The sequence below is a fragment of the Lacihabitans soyangensis genome, from assembly GCF_024343775.1.
GTDB classification, from domain to species: domain Bacteria; phylum Bacteroidota; class Bacteroidia; order Cytophagales; family Spirosomataceae; genus Leadbetterella; species Leadbetterella soyangensis.
In genome coordinates this window covers 1-20,050 of the sequence record NZ_RJUF01000196.1, presented here as the reverse complement: position 1 = coordinate 20,050, position 20,050 = coordinate 1, and the positions used below count along the sequence as shown (strand labels likewise).

At 36.9% G+C, this 20,050-nt stretch carries 26 protein-coding genes and 1 pseudogene; 6 read left to right on the top strand and 21 right to left on the bottom strand.

The window, feature by feature from the left end:
* From EGI31_RS24935 to EGI31_RS24920, 4 genes and pseudogenes are all read left to right on the top strand, one after another.
* Positions 1-249, top strand: a pseudogene (locus EGI31_RS24935) (gliding motility lipoprotein GldD); the annotation flags it as partial.
* Between the two features lies 1 nt (position 250).
* On the top strand, positions 251-460 hold the full coding sequence (locus EGI31_RS24930; protein WP_255037448.1) for a putative signal transducing protein: 210 nt from the start codon (positions 251-253) through the stop codon (positions 458-460).
* Positions 453-1,295 (top strand): phosphatidate cytidylyltransferase, encoded by an 843-nt coding sequence (locus EGI31_RS24925; protein ID WP_255037447.1) that lies wholly within the window; start codon positions 453-455, stop codon positions 1,293-1,295. Before EGI31_RS24930 ends, EGI31_RS24925 begins: the two co-directional genes overlap by 8 nt.
* Entirely contained in the window at positions 1,292-1,993 is a 702-nt protein-coding gene (locus EGI31_RS24920; RefSeq protein WP_255039927.1) for a carboxypeptidase-like regulatory domain-containing protein, read from the top strand. The genes EGI31_RS24925 and EGI31_RS24920 overlap by 4 nt, the downstream gene beginning before the upstream one ends.
* A gap of 10 nt (positions 1,994-2,003) precedes the next feature.
* On the opposite strand, the gene EGI31_RS24915 is transcribed toward EGI31_RS24920, so the two are convergent.
* The 21 genes from EGI31_RS24915 to EGI31_RS24815 form a co-directional block, all read right to left on the bottom strand.
* On the bottom strand, positions 2,004-2,810 hold the full coding sequence (locus EGI31_RS24915) for a hypothetical protein (protein ID WP_255039926.1): 807 nt from the start codon (positions 2,808-2,810) through the stop codon (positions 2,004-2,006).
* Positions 2,807-2,974, bottom strand: coding sequence for a hypothetical protein (locus tag EGI31_RS24910; protein WP_255039925.1), 168 nt, complete (start codon positions 2,972-2,974; stop codon positions 2,807-2,809). Before EGI31_RS24910 ends, EGI31_RS24915 begins: the two co-directional genes overlap by 4 nt.
* A gap of 97 nt (positions 2,975-3,071) precedes the next feature.
* A complete protein-coding gene (locus EGI31_RS25525) occupies positions 3,072-3,443 on the bottom strand; it encodes a type II toxin-antitoxin system VapC family toxin (RefSeq protein ID WP_374760712.1) in 372 nt (123 codons plus the stop codon).
* A 39-nt stretch (positions 3,444-3,482) separates the two neighbouring features.
* Positions 3,483-3,725 carry a DUF6364 family protein gene (locus EGI31_RS24900; RefSeq protein WP_255039923.1) on the bottom strand — a complete coding sequence of 81 codons (243 nt, stop codon included), beginning with the start codon at positions 3,723-3,725 and terminating at the stop codon, positions 3,483-3,485.
* Between the two features lie 102 nt (positions 3,726-3,827).
* Complete coding sequence (locus EGI31_RS24895) at positions 3,828-4,346, bottom strand: gamma carbonic anhydrase family protein (RefSeq protein WP_255039922.1); 519 nt, start codon at positions 4,344-4,346, stop codon at positions 3,828-3,830.
* Between the two features lie 112 nt (positions 4,347-4,458).
* The gene (locus tag EGI31_RS24890; protein WP_255039921.1) at positions 4,459-5,004 is read right to left on the bottom strand and encodes an NADH-quinone oxidoreductase subunit J family protein; all 546 of its coding nucleotides are present in this window, start codon (positions 5,002-5,004) and stop codon (positions 4,459-4,461) included.
* Positions 5,005-5,011: 7 nt separating this feature from the next.
* Positions 5,012-5,563 carry a NuoI/complex I 23 kDa subunit family protein gene (locus EGI31_RS24885; RefSeq protein WP_255039920.1) on the bottom strand — a complete coding sequence of 184 codons (552 nt, stop codon included), beginning with the start codon at positions 5,561-5,563 and terminating at the stop codon, positions 5,012-5,014.
* Between the two features lie 12 nt (positions 5,564-5,575).
* On the bottom strand, positions 5,576-6,721 hold the full coding sequence (nuoH, locus tag EGI31_RS24880; protein WP_255039919.1) for an NADH-quinone oxidoreductase subunit NuoH: 1,146 nt from the start codon (positions 6,719-6,721) through the stop codon (positions 5,576-5,578).
* A gap of 1 nt (position 6,722) precedes the next feature.
* Entirely contained in the window at positions 6,723-7,826 is a 1,104-nt protein-coding gene (locus EGI31_RS24875; RefSeq protein ID WP_255039918.1) for an NADH-quinone oxidoreductase subunit G, read from the bottom strand.
* Between the two features lie 19 nt (positions 7,827-7,845).
* The gene (nuoF, locus tag EGI31_RS24870) at positions 7,846-9,192 is read right to left on the bottom strand and encodes an NADH-quinone oxidoreductase subunit NuoF (RefSeq protein WP_255039917.1); all 1,347 of its coding nucleotides are present in this window, start codon (positions 9,190-9,192) and stop codon (positions 7,846-7,848) included.
* Positions 9,193-9,194: 2 nt separating this feature from the next.
* Positions 9,195-9,677, bottom strand: a complete 483-nt coding sequence (locus EGI31_RS24865) for an NADH-quinone oxidoreductase subunit NuoE family protein (protein WP_255039916.1) — start codon at positions 9,675-9,677, stop codon at positions 9,195-9,197.
* 15 nt (positions 9,678-9,692) lie between these two features.
* Complete coding sequence (gene nuoD / locus EGI31_RS24860) at positions 9,693-10,871, bottom strand: NADH dehydrogenase (quinone) subunit D (protein ID WP_255039928.1); 1,179 nt, start codon at positions 10,869-10,871, stop codon at positions 9,693-9,695.
* 70 nt (positions 10,872-10,941) lie between these two features.
* A complete protein-coding gene (locus EGI31_RS24855) occupies positions 10,942-11,442 on the bottom strand; it encodes an NADH-quinone oxidoreductase subunit C (protein ID WP_255039915.1) in 501 nt (166 codons plus the stop codon).
* A 6-nt stretch (positions 11,443-11,448) separates the two neighbouring features.
* Entirely contained in the window at positions 11,449-11,991 is a 543-nt protein-coding gene (locus EGI31_RS24850; protein WP_255039914.1) for an NADH-quinone oxidoreductase subunit B, read from the bottom strand.
* A gap of 34 nt (positions 11,992-12,025) precedes the next feature.
* Positions 12,026-12,400 carry an NADH-quinone oxidoreductase subunit A gene (locus tag EGI31_RS24845; RefSeq protein WP_255039913.1) on the bottom strand — a complete coding sequence of 125 codons (375 nt, stop codon included), beginning with the start codon at positions 12,398-12,400 and terminating at the stop codon, positions 12,026-12,028.
* A gap of 141 nt (positions 12,401-12,541) precedes the next feature.
* The gene (obgE, locus tag EGI31_RS24840; protein ID WP_255039912.1) at positions 12,542-13,546 is read right to left on the bottom strand and encodes a GTPase ObgE; all 1,005 of its coding nucleotides are present in this window, start codon (positions 13,544-13,546) and stop codon (positions 12,542-12,544) included.
* Between the two features lie 145 nt (positions 13,547-13,691).
* On the bottom strand, positions 13,692-14,264 hold the full coding sequence (locus EGI31_RS24835) for an adenylate kinase (RefSeq protein ID WP_255039911.1): 573 nt from the start codon (positions 14,262-14,264) through the stop codon (positions 13,692-13,694).
* Between the two features lie 155 nt (positions 14,265-14,419).
* Positions 14,420-16,138, bottom strand: coding sequence for a tetratricopeptide repeat protein (locus EGI31_RS24830; protein ID WP_255039910.1), 1,719 nt, complete (start codon positions 16,136-16,138; stop codon positions 14,420-14,422).
* A 215-nt stretch (positions 16,139-16,353) separates the two neighbouring features.
* Entirely contained in the window at positions 16,354-17,250 is an 897-nt protein-coding gene (locus tag EGI31_RS24825; protein ID WP_255039909.1) for a PstS family phosphate ABC transporter substrate-binding protein, read from the bottom strand.
* Positions 17,251-17,342: 92 nt separating this feature from the next.
* Positions 17,343-18,158 (bottom strand): energy transducer TonB, encoded by an 816-nt coding sequence (locus EGI31_RS24820; RefSeq protein WP_255039908.1) that lies wholly within the window; start codon positions 18,156-18,158, stop codon positions 17,343-17,345.
* Positions 18,159-18,170: 12 nt separating this feature from the next.
* On the bottom strand, positions 18,171-18,704 hold the full coding sequence (locus tag EGI31_RS24815; RefSeq protein ID WP_255039907.1) for an ExbD/TolR family protein: 534 nt from the start codon (positions 18,702-18,704) through the stop codon (positions 18,171-18,173).
* Between the two features lie 226 nt (positions 18,705-18,930).
* On the opposite strand from EGI31_RS24815, the gene EGI31_RS24810 reads away from it, so the two are divergent.
* Positions 18,931-19,275 (top strand): ISAon1 family transposase N-terminal region protein, encoded by a 345-nt coding sequence (locus EGI31_RS24810; protein WP_255037573.1) that lies wholly within the window; start codon positions 18,931-18,933, stop codon positions 19,273-19,275.
* A 31-nt stretch (positions 19,276-19,306) separates the two neighbouring features.
* On the top strand, positions 19,307-20,050 hold a 744-nt coding region (locus EGI31_RS24805; RefSeq protein WP_255039906.1), incomplete at its 3' end, for an ISAon1 family transposase.

Here is a 20,050-nt window from a genome sequence, read left to right as displayed (position 1 = left end):
CAAGTAAGAGCTACGGCACAACGAGAGCAGGTGGTGCAACTGAAAAATGGTAAAAAGGCTGTGATTATAGAGATAGACGGTGAGGTTCCAAGTCATTTTCAGTTTTATGCTACAGACACCGCCAAACACTTTTTGAGAGGAGCAGTTTATCTGAACGCCGCCACCCTGAACGACTCGCTGACGCCCATTGTTGATTATTTAAAAGCTGACAGTAGAAGGATTTTAGAAACCTTAAAATGGAATAAATAACATGGGAAATTGGGTAACGGTTTTCAAGGAAAAAGACAGAATGCGGGCTGAACTTTTAAAAAATGAACTCGAGAATAACAATATTGAGTCGGTAATATTAGACAAAGTAGACCACAATTATCCGGTCTTGGGTATTGTTGAAATTAAGGTCTTGGAGTCGAATCAGATTCTGGCCGAGCATATAATTAATGATTTTAGAATTGATGATTAAAAAATTACGAGATAGATCAAACCTAACGCAAAGAATAGTGGCAGCTCTTGTTGGTGCTCCACTTATTATTTTGGGAATTGTATATAGCCCAACAAGTTTCTGGTTATTGATTTTGGCAATTACGGTTTTAACTCAATATGAGTTTTACAAACTTTTGGGAATGTCTGGTGGTCTTCCATTAAAAATTTACGGTACGTTTTGTGGTGCGGTAATAATTTCACTAACCTACTTCATAGAGACCTATACGATAGATTTTGAGAATTATTACATTATGGTTCCCATGCTGACCTTCACTTTTTTTATAAAATTATATAAGAAAAAAGATCCAAAGCCATTTGTGAACCTTGGGTATACATTTTTAGGAATCATATATGTGGCACTTCCGTTTGCATTGCTCAACGAACTCGCCTTTTGGAAGGGCAGCTTTCAACCTCTTTTGGTAATTGGCGTGTTCATTATTTTGTGGTCCAATGACTCTGGAGCCTATTTGGCCGGCAGGTTGTTTGGTAAGCGTAAACTATTTGAGAGAATTTCTCCAAAGAAAACCTGGGAAGGCTTTTTCGGTGGAGCAATAATAGCCTTGGTGGCCTCGTTTCTTTATTGGAAGTTCACAGAAACACTCTCAATGGACCAATGGCTGTGTATTGCGGCTATTATAGCCACTACGGGTACACTAGGCGATTTGGTAGAGTCTTTGTTTAAAAGAAGCATTGCCATTAAAGATTCTGGAAGTTTGATTCCAGGCCATGGAGGTTTTCTAGATCGTTTCGATGGGTTGTTGCTCTCTATGCCATTTATTCTTACATTTATAAAATTTTACGCCCGATTGAATTGAAATATTTATTAAGCATATTTATATTTTTGGCCTTATTTACTTCGGTTTATGATGCTGATGCTCAGGGTTCTAAGAAGTTCATAACTTTCTCGGGTTTCGTGATTGATGGTAGCAATGATGAGCCGCTACCAGGAGCGTATGTGATAAACGATAGAGCAGGCAGGGGCGTGTTTACTAATTCAAAAGGTTATTTTATTTTAGATGTTTTTCCAGGTGATTCTATCCTTTTCTCCTATCTTGGTTTTCGGAAACAGTACCACATCATACCCAAAAGTGTTGGCTTAGATTATTCAGCCGTGGTGGAGCTAAGTATTGACGCCAAAATGTTAAAAGAAGTTAAAGTTTATCCTTTCAGAACAGAGGAGGAATTCAAAACAGCCTTCTTAGAAATGGAGCTCCCAAATGCCAAAGAGCGTGAAATTATTGAGAAAAATTATAGCAACGAAAACATAAAACGAATGGCTGCCAACCAAGCTATGGGCTCGGTGGGTAACTATCGATATGCAATGGATCAGCAGCTAATGCACCTACAAGGTCAGAAACAAATAACTCAGAATCCGTTAACAAATCCATTTGCCTGGGGGAATTTTATTAGGTCAGTCAAAAACGGAAGCCTAACGGATAAGTCTTGGAAAAAAGGCAGCTATATACCTACAGAAAAAGGAACGCGGGATAATATTTTTAAGGGAAGTAATTGAGTTGGTTGTGTTATTGAATACTTGAATTTAAGTTCTTTGGTGCTTGAGGTATGTATATTAACTTTAGGTTAGATTCAATAAATTTTTTTCTTAAACTTTGCGTAATCATAATGTATTTGAAACTTTCTGCTCCAGTTCCGAAATATTCTTTTGTTTTGAAAATTTGAAAATTACTTTCTCTATTTTGAAAATCTGGGAAAAAACCACATGAAAGAAGTTCATGGCGTTTTCCATTTGGCGTATCAACGTAATCATATCCATCCAAATTTAAATTTTGAGATGTTTCAGGTATTTTTAGTTGTACCACTGTATCTAAAACAATTTCTTTACGGGTCTTTAGCACTGGCCAATAACCCATACCCAAAGGTTTAAATATGGATTCATAAATATCTGGATGAACAAAGAATTCATCTCTTACCCAGTACAATTCAAAGAGCTTATTTGATGACCACTTAGGTTCGCTTTTAATTCTAAACGGAGCTTTTTGAACTAATCCAGTGCCACTTTCTTCATGATAATTAGTAAGGTCATATGTCAATTCTCTGTACCGTCCATCATCGGGTATAGGATAAAACGGATTAATACTTGACATTGCAGCCAGAAATGAAGCATTTTGTTCATCTTCTTTTGAATAATGGGAAACTATTTTAATTCTAACTCCCCATTCCTCAAATATTGGTTTCATTTTGTTAAATTGATCTTCGTCACTAAAATTTATACGTGTAAACCCTAATTCATTATGCTCATATCCTAGTAGCTTTAGGGTTTCGAATTTAGTTTTAGTTAGATCAAGGTAAATTATATAATGATTTTTCATAAACCTAGTGACTTTAAAATTTCAGGATAATAAGCGTATACTTTCCTAGCAGCATCCATAATATCAACTTTAGTGGCATTCTTTGTAGTAATATCAGCTTTCATATTTTTTCTTCCAATTTCTTTCGATAAATATCTTGAAAGTTTAATTGGTTGCTTAATCATAAAGTCACCGTGACTTTGTTTTTATATCTTAAATATTATTGACATAGTTAACACTTGGGAAATATTGTTAAGAGAGAGTAATTAAAATTTATATTAACTAAAGTTTGGCTACAATTTCGTTCGGTAGAATCGCAGGGATTTCCGAGTTCTTAAAATCCTTTATATTTCTTGTCACGATATATTCCATTCCATTGACAGTGGAGGCACAGTAAATCTGAACAGCATCTTCAAAATCTTTATGGTTCGAATTAAGACTCTTTCTTAAAACGTCCAAGTTAACAGGGATTATGGTAATGAATTCGAGTAAATTGTGGAGAATTAACCTTAGCTCTTTTTCTTCAATATATTTTTTTAAAATATAATGAGTTGTTGCAAGACTATGAGAGGATGTGTATAGTTTTATTTTGTTATCCTCAGCTAGTGAAAATAACTCGATGGAATATTTGCTAAAAAGGAGGTCTGTCGGCAATCAGATCAACGATAATATTGGTATCTAGAAAGATATTCTTCATAAATGTTTCTTCTCTAAATACTCCTTTAGTTCTCTTTCCTCATCAAAACTATCAGGAAGTTTGACCTTTCCTACTACTTTACTTAATTTTTCTGAAACTTGGGCATTTTGTTTTTCTTCCACAATAGAAGCTAGATAGTTTTCAACAATATTTGAAAGGCTTGTTCCAGTCTTTTTTGAGAATGATTTAGATTTCTTTATTATTTCCTTTTCAACGGTAAGGGTCAATTTGGTCGTCATTACACGTATGTTTTTCTCAAATAAACGTATTAAGAAATAAAATCCAATGTTTTTTTAGGTTTTTTTAAAGTTAAATTTCTTTCTAGTGCCAACTGCAGAGGGTTACTCTTTATCTCTAAACCACCCAGAATAAAATACATAATTGTTTGCAGTACGCATAAAAACTTCACCCAATTCAGGGCTAACATCTTTGATATATTTAGCTGGATTACCGGCCCAAACAGTCCCTGGGGGAACCTTAGTATTCTGTGTTACTATTGCACCAGCACCAATAATTGAATTCTTTCCTATGATGGCTCCATCCATTACTATTGCACCCATTCCTATCAATACTTCGTCTTCTATAGTGCATCCATGGACTATGGCGTTGTGAGCTATGCTTACATTGTTTCCAATGATTGTTTTGGTTTTTTGATAAGTGCAGTGCACCACTGCACCATCTTGAATATTTACTCTATCACCCATCACGATTGCGTTTACATCTCCCCTCACCACAGCATTAAACCAAACGGTGCAATCTTTACCCATGGTTATATCTCCAACAAGAGTGGCATTTGGTGCGAACCAACAGTTCTCCCCATAAACGGGGGTTTTATCAAGGACAGGTAAAATAAGAGCCATAATTGTAAATAAAAAAAGAGGTCAATTATTGACCTCAAATGTATAATATTTTTCCCGAAATGAATTTCTTTAGAACTAAAATCGGTTTAAATAACCAATCAAAAATCGTAAATCAAAAATGACTATCTCCTTTTTCTCTTTTGGCCAATAAAACGGCTCCAGACATGGCCACCAAGAATAGTACCGAAACCAACTCGAAAGGCAACATGTAATTATTAAACAATACTTTTCCAAGCGTTTCAATCATACCTGTCTTGGCGTCGAAATCATTATAGTTTACTCTGATAGTCTCTGCTTTTTTTATGGCCACTATTAAAATTAAACCAAGCAGACCACCTGCGATTGCTGCAGAGATCAACATAGAATTTTGACTTAGTTCATTGCTTTCTTTCTTTAAGTTAAGAAACATTAAAACAAACAGGAACAAAACCATTATGGCACCGGCATACACGATTATATTCACGGCTGCTAGGAACTGGGCATTAAGCAAAAGATAAATTCCAGAAAGCGTAAAAAAGGTTAGTATCAAATAGACTACACTATGGATAGGGTTTTTAGAAAGAATGGTACCCAAAGCCCCAAATAAGCTCAAAATGGACAGAAAATAGAAAGCCCATTGAACAAAAGATAAATTCTTAATCAGTTCTAAATATTGCATAAAGTCTTTATTGTTTAATCCAAAGTTTCGCCATGTCTTCTTTCGTCCAGGCATCTCGTAAATATCTGTCGCCCATATCTTCCACCAGTTGATCTTTGCCATAAATTACTTGATCTCTGGATGTGAAAACCGGCACAAACTTGTCATGTCTTAGATAGATGGCTTCTTTTGGACACGCTTCTTCACAAAGGCCGCAGAAAATACAACGAAGCATATTTATTTCGTATGATGCCGCATATTTTTCTTCTCTGTAAAGTTTCTCTTCCCCTTTTACCCTTTCTGCAGCAACCATGGAAATAGCTTCGGCAGGACAAGCCACTGCACAAAGTCCACAAGTTGTACATCTTTCTCTACCTTGGTCGTCTCTCTTAAGTATATGATGCCCTCTGAATACAGGACCTAAATATCTTTTTTGCTCTGGATATCTGATAGTCGCTTTCTTGGAGAAAAAGTGTTTGATAGTAACACCCATTCCTTTGAAAATACCTGGGAAATAAGTATTCTCTACAATACTTAATTCTGAATTATCCGTTTTTCTAGATCTATTTGTTAATGTCATTTTGGTGTTCTATTAATTAGCACTAACGGTTTTCTTTTTAAAAATTGGAAATAATCCAAAATATATCGCTCCAAATATGGCAAGACCAACCCAATTATAAAGTAATGGCTTACCAGAAAGTTCAGCGGCTGCAGTAATGATTAGGTTAACAATTGCTACAGGCATCATCCATTTCCATGCAACATTCATCAACTGATCATATCTGAAGCGAGGCAATGTCCAGCGAATCCACATGAACAAAAATATAAAGAAGAATATTTTCAAGAATAAGGTAAGTGTTCCAATAGCTGTAGCTAAATTATGTCCGGTAACTTCACCAAAAGATCCCACCAATTTATTGTAAACGAAGTCCATTCCTGGGTAGTTAAAACCACCTAAATAAAGGCTAGCCAAAACAGCTGAGGAAATGAACATGTTAACGTACTCCGAGAATAAATATAGACCCATTTTCATCGAGCCATATTCTGTATGATAACCTGCTACCAATTCATTCTCAGATTCAGGTAAGTCAAATGGCGTACGATTACATTCGGCCAATGAACAGGTTAAAAATAGTAAAAATCCCATTGGCTGATAGAATATATTCCAGTCTATTCCATGTTGGCCGAGAACTATGGATTTTACAGAAAGAGAACCTGTCATTAAAATAATTGCCAGCAAAGAAATACCCATAGCCAGTTCATAAGAAATCGTTTGAGAAGCAGCTCTAATAGCTCCATACAAAGAGTACTTGTTATTGGAAGCCCAACCTCCAATCAATATTCCATAAACACCCAATGAAACGATACCAAATATCCAAAGAATACCAATATTGACGTCCATACCTTGAACGTCTATTTTCTGACCAGCAACAATTATGGTATCTCCAAAAGGAATTACAGCACTACTCAATAAAGCTGTTGACATGGCTACTGCTGGACCAAGTATAAATAACCACTTGTCGGCCTTGGCCGGAATAAAATCTTCTTTGAAAAACAATTTTCCACCGTCAGCCAAAGGTTGTAATATACCAAAAGGACCCGCTCTGTCTGGTCCGACGCGGTCCTGAATAAAAGCAGCTATAACTCGCTCTGCATAAGTTTCATACAAAGCCATAAGCATACTTATCGCAAATATTGCAACTACTATAATGGCTTTTACAATTAGTACTGTATCCATATTATTTTAGGCTTTTTTCTTTAGAGAAAAACTTATCATTTTTCTGCATTAAAGCTTTGTAATCTTCTGATTTTTTTATCTGATCTAGATTTTGATTGTATTCTCTGCTGTCATCTATTTTTTTGAAATTTGTGGCAGCATAATTGAGAGCATACTCTGGTTTTTTGCCTTGGTTTAATCCGTATTTGTTTTGAGCAATTACAGAGTTTCTAGCAATTTTAGATGGACCTTCAATTACCCAATCTGATGTCTTTTTCTTCTCAAATCTACAGGTATTGCAGATGAAGTCTTCAACTTCTCCCCATTGATTTTTGCGGGCAGTAACTCTTATCACCTCATCGCCTTTATACCAGATTTGAACTTTACCTGAACATTTATCGCAATCACAGTGAGCATCAACTGGTTTTGAAAACCAAACTCTACTTTTAAATCTATATGTTTTATCTGTCAAAGCACCTACTGGGCAGACATCTATCACATTTCCATAGAAATCACTTTCTAAGGAGTTCTTTATGTAGGTACTGATTTGGGCATGGTCTCCGCGACCCATAACGCCATGCACTCTTTTTTCTGTTAATTGATTGGCAGTATAAACACATCTATAGCAGAGAATACACCTGTTCATGTGAAGTTGAACCTTGTCACCAATGTCTTCTGGTTCGAAAGTTCTTTTTTCCTCTACGAAACGCTTTTCACCGACACCATTTTCAAAGGCAAAATCCTGCAGATGACATTCACCAGCTTGATCACAAACTGGGCAATCAAGAGGGTGGTTGATAAGTAGAAACTCTACCACACCTTTACGAGCTTCTACTACCTCGGGGTTGGTGAAGTTTTCAACTACCATTCCGTCTTGTGCACCCGTAATGCATGAAGCCACCAACTTTGGCATAGGTCGAGGGTCTTTTTCCGAACCAGCCATAACTTTTACCAAGCAGGCTCTGCATTTTCCCCCTGAACCTTGTAATGGTTTGTAATAACACATTGCTGGTGGAGCTACACTCGGGCCGATTTGCCTGGCGGCTTCCATGATGGTAGAACCTACAGGAACTCTTATCTCCTGCCCATCAATGGTTACTTTTATTAAAGGAACTTCGTTCTCCATTTATTAAATCTTTATATTTTTAGGCTAAAATTTCAGCACCCATAAACACTGCTCCTGGTTTGGTAGCTTCATTTGGGTGTTTTATATGCCATTCAAACTCGTCTCTAAAATGTCTTATGGCACTGGCTACCGGCCAGGCTGCTGCATCGCCCAGTGGACAGATTGTATTTCCTTCTATTTTTTTGGAAACATCCACCAAAAGGTCAATATCACTCATGGTACCGTGTCCATGTTCTATTCTGTGGAGCACTTTTTCCATCCAACCTGTTCCCTCTCTACAAGGAGAACACTGTCCACATGATTCATGGTGATAAAACCTTGAAAAATTCCAAGTATTTCTAACTATACAAGTGGTTTCGTCCATGGCTATAAAACCTCCTGAGCCTAGCATGGTACCTGTTGGAAACCCTCCGTCAGAAAGAGACTCGTATGACATTAATCTATCTTCTCCGTTGGCTGTTTTGTAAAACAAATGAGCTGGTAAAATCGGCACAGATGAACCCCCAGCAACCACTGCTTTCAAATAGTGTCCGTCTCTCACTCCACCAAGATATTGATCTGAATTCATGAATTCATCTACTGGTAGACCCAATGTGATTTCATAAACTCCTGGATTTTTGATATGTCCGGAGGCGGAAATTAACTTAGTTCCAGTGCTTCTGCCAATACCTATTTTAGCATATTCATCACCTCCATGATTGATAACCCATGGGGTGTTGGCTATGGATTCTACGTTGTTAACAACTGTTGGCGACTGGTAAAGACCTTTTACTGCCGGAAATGGTGGTTTATTTCTAGGATTTCCTCTTTTGCCCTCTAAGGATTCTAAAAGGGCAGTTTCTTCACCACATATATATGCTCCTCCGCCTGGTTGAACTACCAATTCAAGGTCATAACCCGAACCCAATATATTTTTTCCTAAAAAACCAGCGGCTTTGGCTTCTTCTATGGCTTTTTCAAGTATTCTGACCACGTACATCAACTCGCCACGCACATAAATGAAAGACTTGTTTGCTCCCAGTGCATAGCTTGAAACAATCATTCCTTCTATTAATAAATGCGGAATGGATTTCATCAGATAATGATCCTTGAAAGTACCAGGTTCCGACTCGTCAGCGTTGCAAACCAAGTATCTAGGCACACCCTCAGGTTTCGCGAGGAAACTCCACTTCATTCCCATGGGGAAACCAGCACCGCCTCTTCCACGTATTCCTGATTTTTTAACCTCTTCTACAATTTCGTCGGGGCTCATTTTTTTTATGGCCTTTTCCACAGCATTGTATCCACCAGTTTTTCTGTAAACCTCAAAGGTTTCAATTCCCGGTGTATTGATATGTTCGGTTAATATTTTTATATTGTTTGCCATAATTATTTACTCAATTCTTCGATAATATCATCCACCTTTTGATTGGTAAGATGCATAAAATATTTTTCTCTTATCTGAAAGCATGGTCCCCAGCCACAAGCCGCTAAACATTCTACTTCTTTAAGAGTAAAGAGTCCATCAGAGGTGGTTTCATTGGCTTTAATGCCTAGTTTTGTTTTCAAGTGTGAAAACACTTCTTCACCACCCATAGTACAACAAGGACCCGTTCTACAGTATTCTATTACATGTTTGCCGACAGGTTCTAAGTGAAACATGGTATAGAATGTAGCCACCTCATAGACCTCTACTGGTGTAATGGAAAGTAGGCCTGCCACGTAATCCATTGTTTCGCTGCTTAACCATCCAAACTGCTCTTGAGCCAAGTGCAAAATAGGAAGCAAAGCTGATTTCTGTCTGCCTTCGGGATATCTCAAAATGATTTCCTGTGCTTTTTTTAGTTTATCTTCAGTAAATGTTACAGACATTATATATTAAAATTATTAAGCATCAAGTTCTCCTGCAATCACGTTTAAACTACTCATAATAACTACTGCATCAGATATAGTTAAGCCTTTACACATTTCAGGATATGCTTGATAGTAAATAAAACTTGGTCTTCTAAAATGTAATCTGAATGGAGTTCTGCCTCCATCGCTAATTAAATAAAATCCTAACTCACCATTTCCACCTTCTACAGCATGGTAAACCTCACCTACAGGAGCATCGATTTCTCCCATCACTATCTTAAAATGATAGATAAGAGCTTCCATACTGCTATAAACTTCTTTTTTGGGAGGTAAATAGTAATGGTCTTCGTCAGCGTAATAAGGACCCTCTGGTAAGTTTTCTATGGCTTGTTGAATAATTTTCAAACTTTCCCAAACCTCTCCATTTCTTACCATAAATCTGTCAAAAGTATCGCCTTTGTGACCGATTGGGATTTCGAAATCAAAATCTTCGTATGATGAATAAGGCTCAATAACTCTCACGTCATAGTCTACTCCTGTAGCTCTAAGGTTTGGACCAGTAAAGCCATATTCCATAGCTCTGGCCGACGAAATTGCTCCGACGTTTTGAATTCTATCCCTAAATATTTTATTCCTGTTGAAAAGTGTCTCAAATTCAGCCCAAACTTTAGGGAATGAATTGAACACCAAGTCACGGATTTTGGCTATGGCAGTAGGAGAGAGGTCTCTTTCCATTCCGCCTATTCTACCCATATTGGTGGTTAATCTAGCACCACAAACTTCCTCGTAAATCTCATAGATTTTTTCTCTTTCTTGCATTACATACAAGAAACCTGAGTAAGCTCCAGTATCCACACCCAAGATAGAATTACATATCAAGTGATCGGATATTCTGGCCAATTCCATCATAATAACTCGGATGTATTCCGCCCTTTTTGGAACCTTTACACCCAAAAGTTTTTCGACAGTCATATGCCAGCCAAAGTTATTGATAGGCGAAGAACAATAGTTCAGACGATCTGTAAGCGTAGTTATTTGATAAAATGGGCGTCTTTCGGCTATTTTTTCAAATGCCCTGTGAATATATCCAACAGTTTGTTCGCTATCTACTATTTTTTCACCATCCATGGTCAGGATATTCTGGAATATCCCGTGGGTAGCTGGGTGAACAGGGCCAAGATTTAAGGTAGAGTACTGTTTATCTTCAACCATTGGCACATTCAGAGCCAATGCATCATTTGAGTCTTTTGGTAGTATCAGTGTATTTTCTGCCATAGGTATATTATCTTCCAAATAATGCGTCAATTTTATCTTCACGAGTGGCGTCTTCCAAAGGATATTCTTTTCTCATTGGGAAATAATCCATGTCCTCCATGTTGAGTATCCTTTTTAGATTTGGGTGTCCAATATACTCAATTCCATAAAAATCAAAGGTCTCCCTTTCTTGCCAGTTAGCTGCAGCAAATAGGGTGGTTAAGGTAGGAACTTTAGGATCGGATATTGGCACAAATACTTTTATACGTACTCTGATGTTATTTTCCCAGCTATGCAGCATACATACAGAGCAAAGTTCACCGCCTGTGTTATCAGGGAAATGTATTCCGGCAAGGTCAGTAAGAAATCCAAATTTAAACTGTGGGTGATTTTTTAGAAAACCTACCACTTCAATCAAATCAGAAGCATTTGTCGTAAAAGTTAAAAGACCAAATGGTTCTTCAAAGCCAAAGACTTTTTGACCGAATTGTCCGACAACTTCTTCAACTATAGATTCATTATTTATCATAACTGATTATAGGACTTTATAAGATTCTAATAATGCTTTATATTCTTCGGTATTTCTTCTCCTTAAAGATTCATTTTGGGCTAAATGCTGTACTTGCATCAGGCCATCAATGATTTGCTCAGGACGTGGAGGACATCCTGGAACGTAAACGTCTACAGGAATTACCCTGTCAATACCTTGCAAAACAGAATAGGAGTCAAATACACCACCAGAAGAGGCACATGCACCAACTGCTATTACCCACCTAGGCTCAGCCATTTGAAGGTAAACTTGTTTAAGTACTGGACCCATTTTTTTTGCAATGGTACCCATAACCATGAGCAAGTCAGCTTGGCGAGGCGAAAAACTAGGTCTTTCTGCCCCGAAGCGTGAAATGTCGTAGTTGGAACCCATGGTGGCCATAAATTCTATACCACAACAAGAGGTAGCGAATGGTAGAGGCCAAAGTGAATAACTTCTTGCCAAGCCTATGGCTTTGTCTAATGAAGTCGCGAAAAAACCAGAACCTTCTAGTCCTTCTGGTGCATCTACTATTTTTATGTTACTCATAAAGTGTATTAATTCGATTGTTTATACGCTGGTATTAATCTTCGTCCCAGTTCAAAACTCCTTTTTTTAGTATGTAATAAAAGCCAGCCATCAAAAAAACCACGAAAAGTAACATTTCGTTAAAACCTGTCCATCCAAGTTTTTTGAAATTTACAGCCCATGGATACATGAATATAATCTCAACATCAAAAAGTACAAACAATATAGCTATCAAGAAGTACCTAACATTCAAAGGGATACGTGCATCACCTTGACTTTCTATACCACATTCGAATGGATCTTCTTTTTTCTTACTTTTTACTCTTGGTCCTAAAAATCTGGAGGCTACTATAGAAAATAAAACAAACCCCAAAGCTGCGGCTATTTGAAACAGTAGCGGTAGATAATCAGACGGGAGGTATTTAATCATAAAATGTACTATAATTTAACTACAAAATTAACTCCTTGGAAAGTAGAAACAAAATAATTAAAAGGATTAAATAGCCGAAAAACTAAATAATTTCATCAATTCTAATAATTCTAATTTTGCTCGTTTATCCAGTTCAAATTGTTATAATTCTTCTTCTGGTTTATTGATATTTTCCCAGATAATATCTTTAAGCTCATTAAGCCCTGTCTGAGTAACTGCCGAAAAAAATACGTATGGCATACCTTCAGGAATCTTCTTGATAATTTTCTGTTTCGTCTTTTCGTCAATCAAGTCAGACTTGGAAAAACCTAAGATTCTATTCTTATCCAATAGCTCAGGATTGAAAGCCTTCAGTTCTTTAACCAAGGTTTTGTAAACGTCTAGAGGTTTGGCCTCGTCAGATGCAATCAGAAACAAAAGATTGGCATTTCGTTCTATATGTCTTAGAAATCTTAAACCAAGTCCCTTACCTTCAGAAGCACCCTCAATAATACCGGGTATATCGGCCATCACAAACGACTGAAAATCGCGATATTTTACTACGCCCAGATTCGGAACCAAGGTAGTGAACGGATAATCTCCGATTTCGGGTTTCGCTGCCGAAATTGATGAAAGCAGCGTTGATTTTCCAGCATTTGGGAAACCAACCAAACCAACATCGGCCAGAAGTTTTAACTCCAGAATACACCATATTTCTGTTCCTGGAATTCCAGGCTGAGAGTATTCTGGGGCTTGTTTGGTACTGGTTTTGAAATGGTGATTTCCTAGTCCACCCATTCCACCAGGTACCAATATTATTTCTTGACCATCTTCTATTATCTCTGCAATTCTTTCGTTAGTTTCGGCGTTGCGGGCGATAGTACCTAATGGAACATCAATGATGATATCTTCGCCTTGTCTACCGGTACTTTTACTTTTTCCGCCTGTGACTCCACTTTCGGCTTTAAAGTGTTTTTGATATTTGAGATGGATTAAAGTCCAGAGTTGCTTATTGCCTCTTAAAATTATATGACCACCTCTACCACCATCACCACCATCAGGACCGCCTTTATCTACGAATTTTTCTCTTCTAAAATGAGTGAAACCTTTACCTCCGTTTCCAGATTTTAGGTTGATTTTAACATAATCTATAAAGTTTGATGTCATCTATAAGAGAATTTTTCTGCAAAAGTAAGAATATTAAAGCGTAAAGAACGATTAAACTTACTATTTTGCTTCGCTATCTAATTCTTTAAACACAAAAACTCCTCAAATGTTTGAGGAGTTTTTGTGTAAATTGTATTTGTCAAAATCAAATAGTGCTATCTATGGCGGCAGATATTTGTTCGAAGATATCATCAATCTTCCCGATGCCGTTTACTTTAGTTACTTTGTCTTGACTTTGGTAGTAAGGCAATACATGAATGGTTTTTGAGAAATACTCGTCTATTCTCTTTACCAGTTTATCAGCATCGTCATCCGCTCTACCGCTAATTTTTTGTCTTTCAGCAATCCTTTCTTTGATAACATCTTGGTTCACATCAAGTTGTAGCACAAGGTTGATTTTTAAACCCTTATCTTCTAGGAATTTGTCAAGAGCCTCGGCTTGAGGTACTGTTCTCGGAAAACCGTCAAATATAAATCCTTTAACGTCTGGTTTGCTTTTTACTTCTTCTTCAAGCATTTCTATGGTTATAGAGTCAGGCACCAAAAGTCCGTCTGCTAAGATTTGCTTTACTTTTTTTCCTAAGTCCGTATCGTTAGAAATATGCATTCTGAACATATCTCCAGTAGATATGTGGGCGAGTTTATACTTTTCTATTATTTTTTCAGACTGAGTTCCTTTTCCTGCTCCGGGAGGTCCAAAAATCACCAAATTGTACATATAAATCCTTGAATTTGTAGGTTATTTTAAATAAGGCATAAATGTAATTATACTTATATTTAAAATAAAATTTATTTTCTAGATTACTTATTATTTCTTTTTTGATAAAACATAAAGGGCATAAAAAAAGCCTAATTTCTTAGGCTTTCTTTCAGTTAGTTTTTAATGGGTGGTGCAGGTGGGGTAGGTGTTGTTGGAGTAGTAGTTCCTCCATTCATTCCTTTCATCGCCTCTAGCATTTTTTTAGCGTCCTCGTTGGCTGGGTCGTACTTCAACAACTCCTCTATATTGGCTATACCTTTAGCTAAGTTTTTATTAACTTGAAGTTCCCAACCAGCTAAATATCTAAGGCCGTCTACAACGTTTCTTTTGTTGGCTGGAGTGGCTTTGCCAGATTCACCCAATAGTGTTAAGTATTTTTCCCACTGAGGTGCAGCCGCAAAATTCGCTGTGAATGTAGAGTCATTGGCATTTTTTGCCATTTTGTTTCTCGCATACAAAGCATATCCAGTTGGCCATGCATCTTTGTATAATTCAAGTGCTTTTTCAAAATAAATCTCAGCTTTGTCATAGTTCTTTGCAGCGTTATAATAAATACCTGCAGGTGCATAATCCGCCGCATTTGGATTTTTCTTAGATAAAGCCGCCTTTTCTGCAAATAATGCTGCTTTTGCCCAGTTCTTGTTCTTAATAAAAGTTGAACTCAAATCTTGGTAGTAATTGAAAGTAGTATCTCCAAGTTGGATTGCTTTTTCAATGTTAATGATACCCAAGGAGTCATTCAAGATTCTTGTTTCACCTTCTCCAGGTAGTTTCATGTAAGATCTACCGATATATCCATAATCCATTGCTGGATTTTCATCAGCTGGTGCAGCTTTTATAAACTTATTCAGGTTTTCAATTGCTTCGTTTAATTGATTCTCTTCAAAATTTATGATACCTGACATTCTTAAAATATAAGGATCAGGATTTGTACCTTTGATTTCCTCAATGGTCTTCTTTACATTTTCATAGTCTTTGGCAACAAATGCCAACTTTGCGTAACGTAGTTTTGCCTTGCTATCTCCATCTGAGTTTTTCAAGTAGTTTCCGGCTGCTTGGGCTGATTCCTTGTATTTACCCATCGTTTGTAAGTACGAGCTATGATACTTGTGTATTGGTGCATGAGTTGGATCTGCGGACAAACCTTTGTTCAATGCATCGTTTGCTTCTTTGTAGTTTCTACCTTGAAGCCATACTCTTGACATTCTCTCGTAAGTTTTTCCTGGCTTCTTACCTACTCTTTCGGCATTGGTGAGGGCGTTCATGGCTTCGCCACCTTCATTTTTAAGCATAAAGGCATCAGCCTTAACAATGTAATACTCAGGATTGTCTTTAGTCTTAGATTTTTCTAAAGCCATATTGATGTTCATAATGGCCTCAGCAGCGTCTGTAGCACCTGGAAACATAGTGTAAGCCTCAGCAATTCTGTAAAGTACGTCAGCGTTTTTAAGCTTCGTATCTTTTTTTACTTGCTCAAAAATAAGTTTAGCTCCTGCAAGGTCTTTGCTTGCAAGTTTGACCATTCCTAATCCTATTTGATTGAAAGGATCACCTTTTTTATCTAATGCATTACCTGCTTCAAAAGCAGTTTGTGCCATTTTTATACTTTCAGCCGTTAAGCCTTCTGGGCTTCTAAGTATTGCATAACCTTTATAAAATAACGTTTGCGGGCTTGGGCTAGTTTCCGCCAACTGGTTGAATGCTTTACTTGCTGCGGTGTATCTTTCTGCATCTAAATGTTTGATGGCTTCATCAAGAGTTTGAGAATTCGCCATAAACGGTACCAAAAGCAAAGATGCAAGTGCATAAATTTTCACAATTTTCTTCATCATCGTGTAACAAGTAATAAGGTTATCTGTTTGGTTTAAAAAACAATTTGAGTTCGCAATTTAATGCATTTTCTTGGTTCGAAAAAATCATTTCTCCAATAATGTTTTGCATTTAACCATTAGACAGCGTTCTGTAAGTAGGGTTTCTTAACAAAATGTTAAGTTGTTTGTCTGCTTTCAAACTGCTCCATAAGTTTTTTATAACATTCGTTCGAGAATTATTTCTTCATAGGCTTGGTATCTAACAAGAATTCTTTTGGAATTATGTAAAAAGGTACCAGACCCATTTTCTCGGTTACCAATTGTCCGGGTTTCGAACACGCGAATCTAATGAATCCATTCTCCACACCCCATGTTTTGGTTAGTGTATGAAGATATACAAATCTTTCCAGAGGATATTTTCTTTTGTTTAGGTTTTTGAAGTTGATTTTATAAAAGCCTTTCTCCTTGGATTCACCTACAGCCACTAAATTTATAGATTTCAACAAAGCTTGAGCCTCCGAATCATCGGTATCGCTTATCCAGTTAAAGCCAATGAATCCAATGGCGTCTGGTGATTTTTTGACATAATCAATCACTTGTAAATTGCCATCAGCCGAAAAAACATTAGCGGTATTGATTGTTTTAAGTTTTAGCTTTTCCATAATTACATTCAGATTGCTCGAATTACTCCTATCAAAGACCAGTTTGGTTTTGGAATTCTTATCAGTAAGCATTTCTTTGAGTTGAGCCAAGGTTATCGTGGTGTCGGTGTTTGATTTGTTTCGTATCAGTGCGACTGCGTCTAAAGCCATTCTTGCTGGTAAATACTTTATGCCTCTATTTTTAAGCTCATTAAGTTCACTTTCATTAAATTCTCTAGTGGTACAGGCCATTGTCAGTGAATCGTCAAGTAACATATTTATTCCCTGGGTTTCTGGCATATACTTGGTTATGATTTTTGTGCCTGGGTAATGAATGTGATGAGCAAATATCTGAGCATCGATGATTGGTTTTATAGACTCATCTACAGCTATTGTAATGGTGCCTTTGTTGATGTTGGGCTCTTCTTTTGTGGTGGTATTACATGCTGTCAAGCCAATTATAAGAATGTAGAACAAAAATTTTATTTTCATCAGATTGAGATTGTCTATTATTTCCTTAAAACTATAAGGTTTTTATTTAAGTTCAAACAAACGGGTCACCATAGACCCGTTTGTAATATAAGTTACTCAAGTCTATACACTACGGGCATGTTGTAATAAACTCTAACAGCCTTGCCATTTTGTTTTCCAGGTGTCCATTTTGGCATCAGTTTAATCACTCTTACTGCTTCCTCATCACAACCAAATCCAATACCTTTGGTTACTTCGACGTTTCCAATGCTGCCGTCCTTTTCAACCACAAACTTTATATAAACTTTACCTGATACATTTACTCTAGCTGCAGCTTGTGGATAATGAATGTTCTCGGAAAGAAATTTGTACAATGCCTTGTCGCCATCTGGAAACTGAGGCTGTTGTTCTACGGCTACAAATACCTTTCCTTCGTCAGGTTCATCCAAATCTATTTTTTTTGTGATTTCTGGAGCCACTGGTGGAGGAATTAATAAATCTGTCTCTAGACCTTCTGTGGAAATACTAGAAATTATCTTGCCCTCTATGTCTTTTGGATCAGGTGGAGGGGTTTCGATAATTACATCATTATTATCCACCGGTATAGGGGGTAAGAATTTTATAGACGCTTGCTGTTCGATTACCCGTTCAGGCGGTGGTGGTGGGGTGACTTCGGGTATTTCTATCGGTGGTTCTGTTGGAGGAGGTAGAATTACCCACGTACCATCATTTGAATTGTTTTGGGCCAATTTTGGTACAATGTACTTATTATAGGTAAAAGCACCTCCAAATAGTAGGATAATACAACTACTGCCGATTACCATCGCACGTGTGAGATAATTACTGTAGTTTTTCCTTAAATAGTAGGCCCCGTAAGCCTTGTTACGGTTTTCAAAAATGATGTCGTCAAAATTCTCTGTGTTTTTCATAATTGTAATTGTTTATTTGTTTTTCATAATCTGTGCCTCGCTTAATTGGGAATATGCAGCTAACTCTTTTGGATATAAATCCACCAAAGCGTAATGCTTCATATTTGTAATTTCCATTTCATCTATTATATCTACCGTGTTTTTGAAGTTAGAATCATCACTTGGTTTTATGATGACGGTAAAGTTCTCTGGATTTTTTGCCTTTCGGTACTTCTCCAGTATTTGTTTTCGGATACCATCTAAGGAATAATTAGTTTCTGTAAAATCAGCAGAAGTAAGTTCGTCCAGATCTTTTTGATGCCAGAAAACTTTATCGTTTTTACCCAAAATGAAAGTGATGGAATTTTCCGCTTTTATTATTGAGGTTCCCTCTTTGGCGTCTGGCATGAAAAGCTTTATCATGTTGGGTGTACTAAAAGTTGTGGTAAACATAAAGAAGGTAATCAGTAAAAAGCCCAAGTCCACCATAGGAGTCATGTCTGGTTTGGCAGATGTTCTTTTGAGTAGGCGTTTACCTTTTTCCGGGTTTGTTATAATCTCAGCCATAATTGTATTGTTTTATTTAGAAATTTTACGGAGTAAATACTACAATAGGTACCATTTTGTCTCATTTACAATACTAATGTAGTAATAATAATTTACTATACAATGATTTTATGATATATTTAATTAAAAAATTAGTTATATAACGCAATTAATAGTTATTTTGGATCAATCCAAAAAGTTGGGGGGAATAAAAAATTTATTTATTTTGGTTTTAAAATAACAGAGATTGAACCAAGACCTTATCCAATTACTTCTACCAGAAGGCTTATTTGAATATTTTGAAGTGGTTAAAGTAGAAAAAGTAGAAAATTCTTACAATATCTATATTACCGAACTCAACCTTATTCCAAAAGAGTTCGATGGCCAAAAACTTGAATCCAAAGGTTACTTTGAAGAAGAAACTGTTAGGGATTTCCCACTTCGTGGCAAGGCATGTTTCCTGAAAATAAAACGACGCAAATGGCTCAATCATGACACCGGAAAAATTGTTTATCGAAACTGGAATTTAGTAGCCTCTGGCACGCGAATGACATCGGAATTCGCGACTTTTTTAAAAGGAGCTTTTAGATAATACACCAATTAGCTGCAAAATTATAGGTGAATTGTTTCAATTGGACGGTAAACGATTGCAAGAACAATATGCAGCTCACCTGAGCGGTTATACAACTTGGAATCAGATTGAACATTCCCAACAATGGATACTTTACCCCGAAAATATTGGCGAAAATCTATCACTAGATGAGACTTGCCTCTCAAATGGTGATTTGTATACCATTTTGACAAATAAGGCTGCAAAGGGTAAAAAAGGAGCTTTGGTTGCAATGGTCAAAGGTACTGTAAGCGATACGGTCATTGAGGTTCTACACAAAATTCCAGAGTCAAAGAGGAAAAAGGTGAAGGAAATAACTTTAGACCTTGCTCCAACCATGGAGCGAATCGCTAAACGTAGCTTTCCTAAGGCTAAGTTAGTTTCTGATAGGTTTCATGTCCAAAAACTAGCCAGTGATGCAGTGCAAGAAATAAGAATCAAGCATCGCTGGGCGGCAATAGATCAAGAAAGCAAAGAAATAGAATATGCTAAAGAACTGAAGAAAAGATACGTTCCAGAAGTTTTAGAAAACGGCGATACCTTAAAACAACTACTGATCCGAAGTCGATTCCTTTTACATCAAAGAGAAAGCAAGTGGTCACCTTCACAAGTACATAGGTCTGAGGTTTTGTTTAGACTATATCCTGACTTAAAGCAAGCATATAACCTTAGCATGGAACTTTCTAATATTTTCCATCAATCAAATAATAGATTAGTTGCGTTTAAAAAGTTAGCCCTATGGTATAATTCAGTAGAA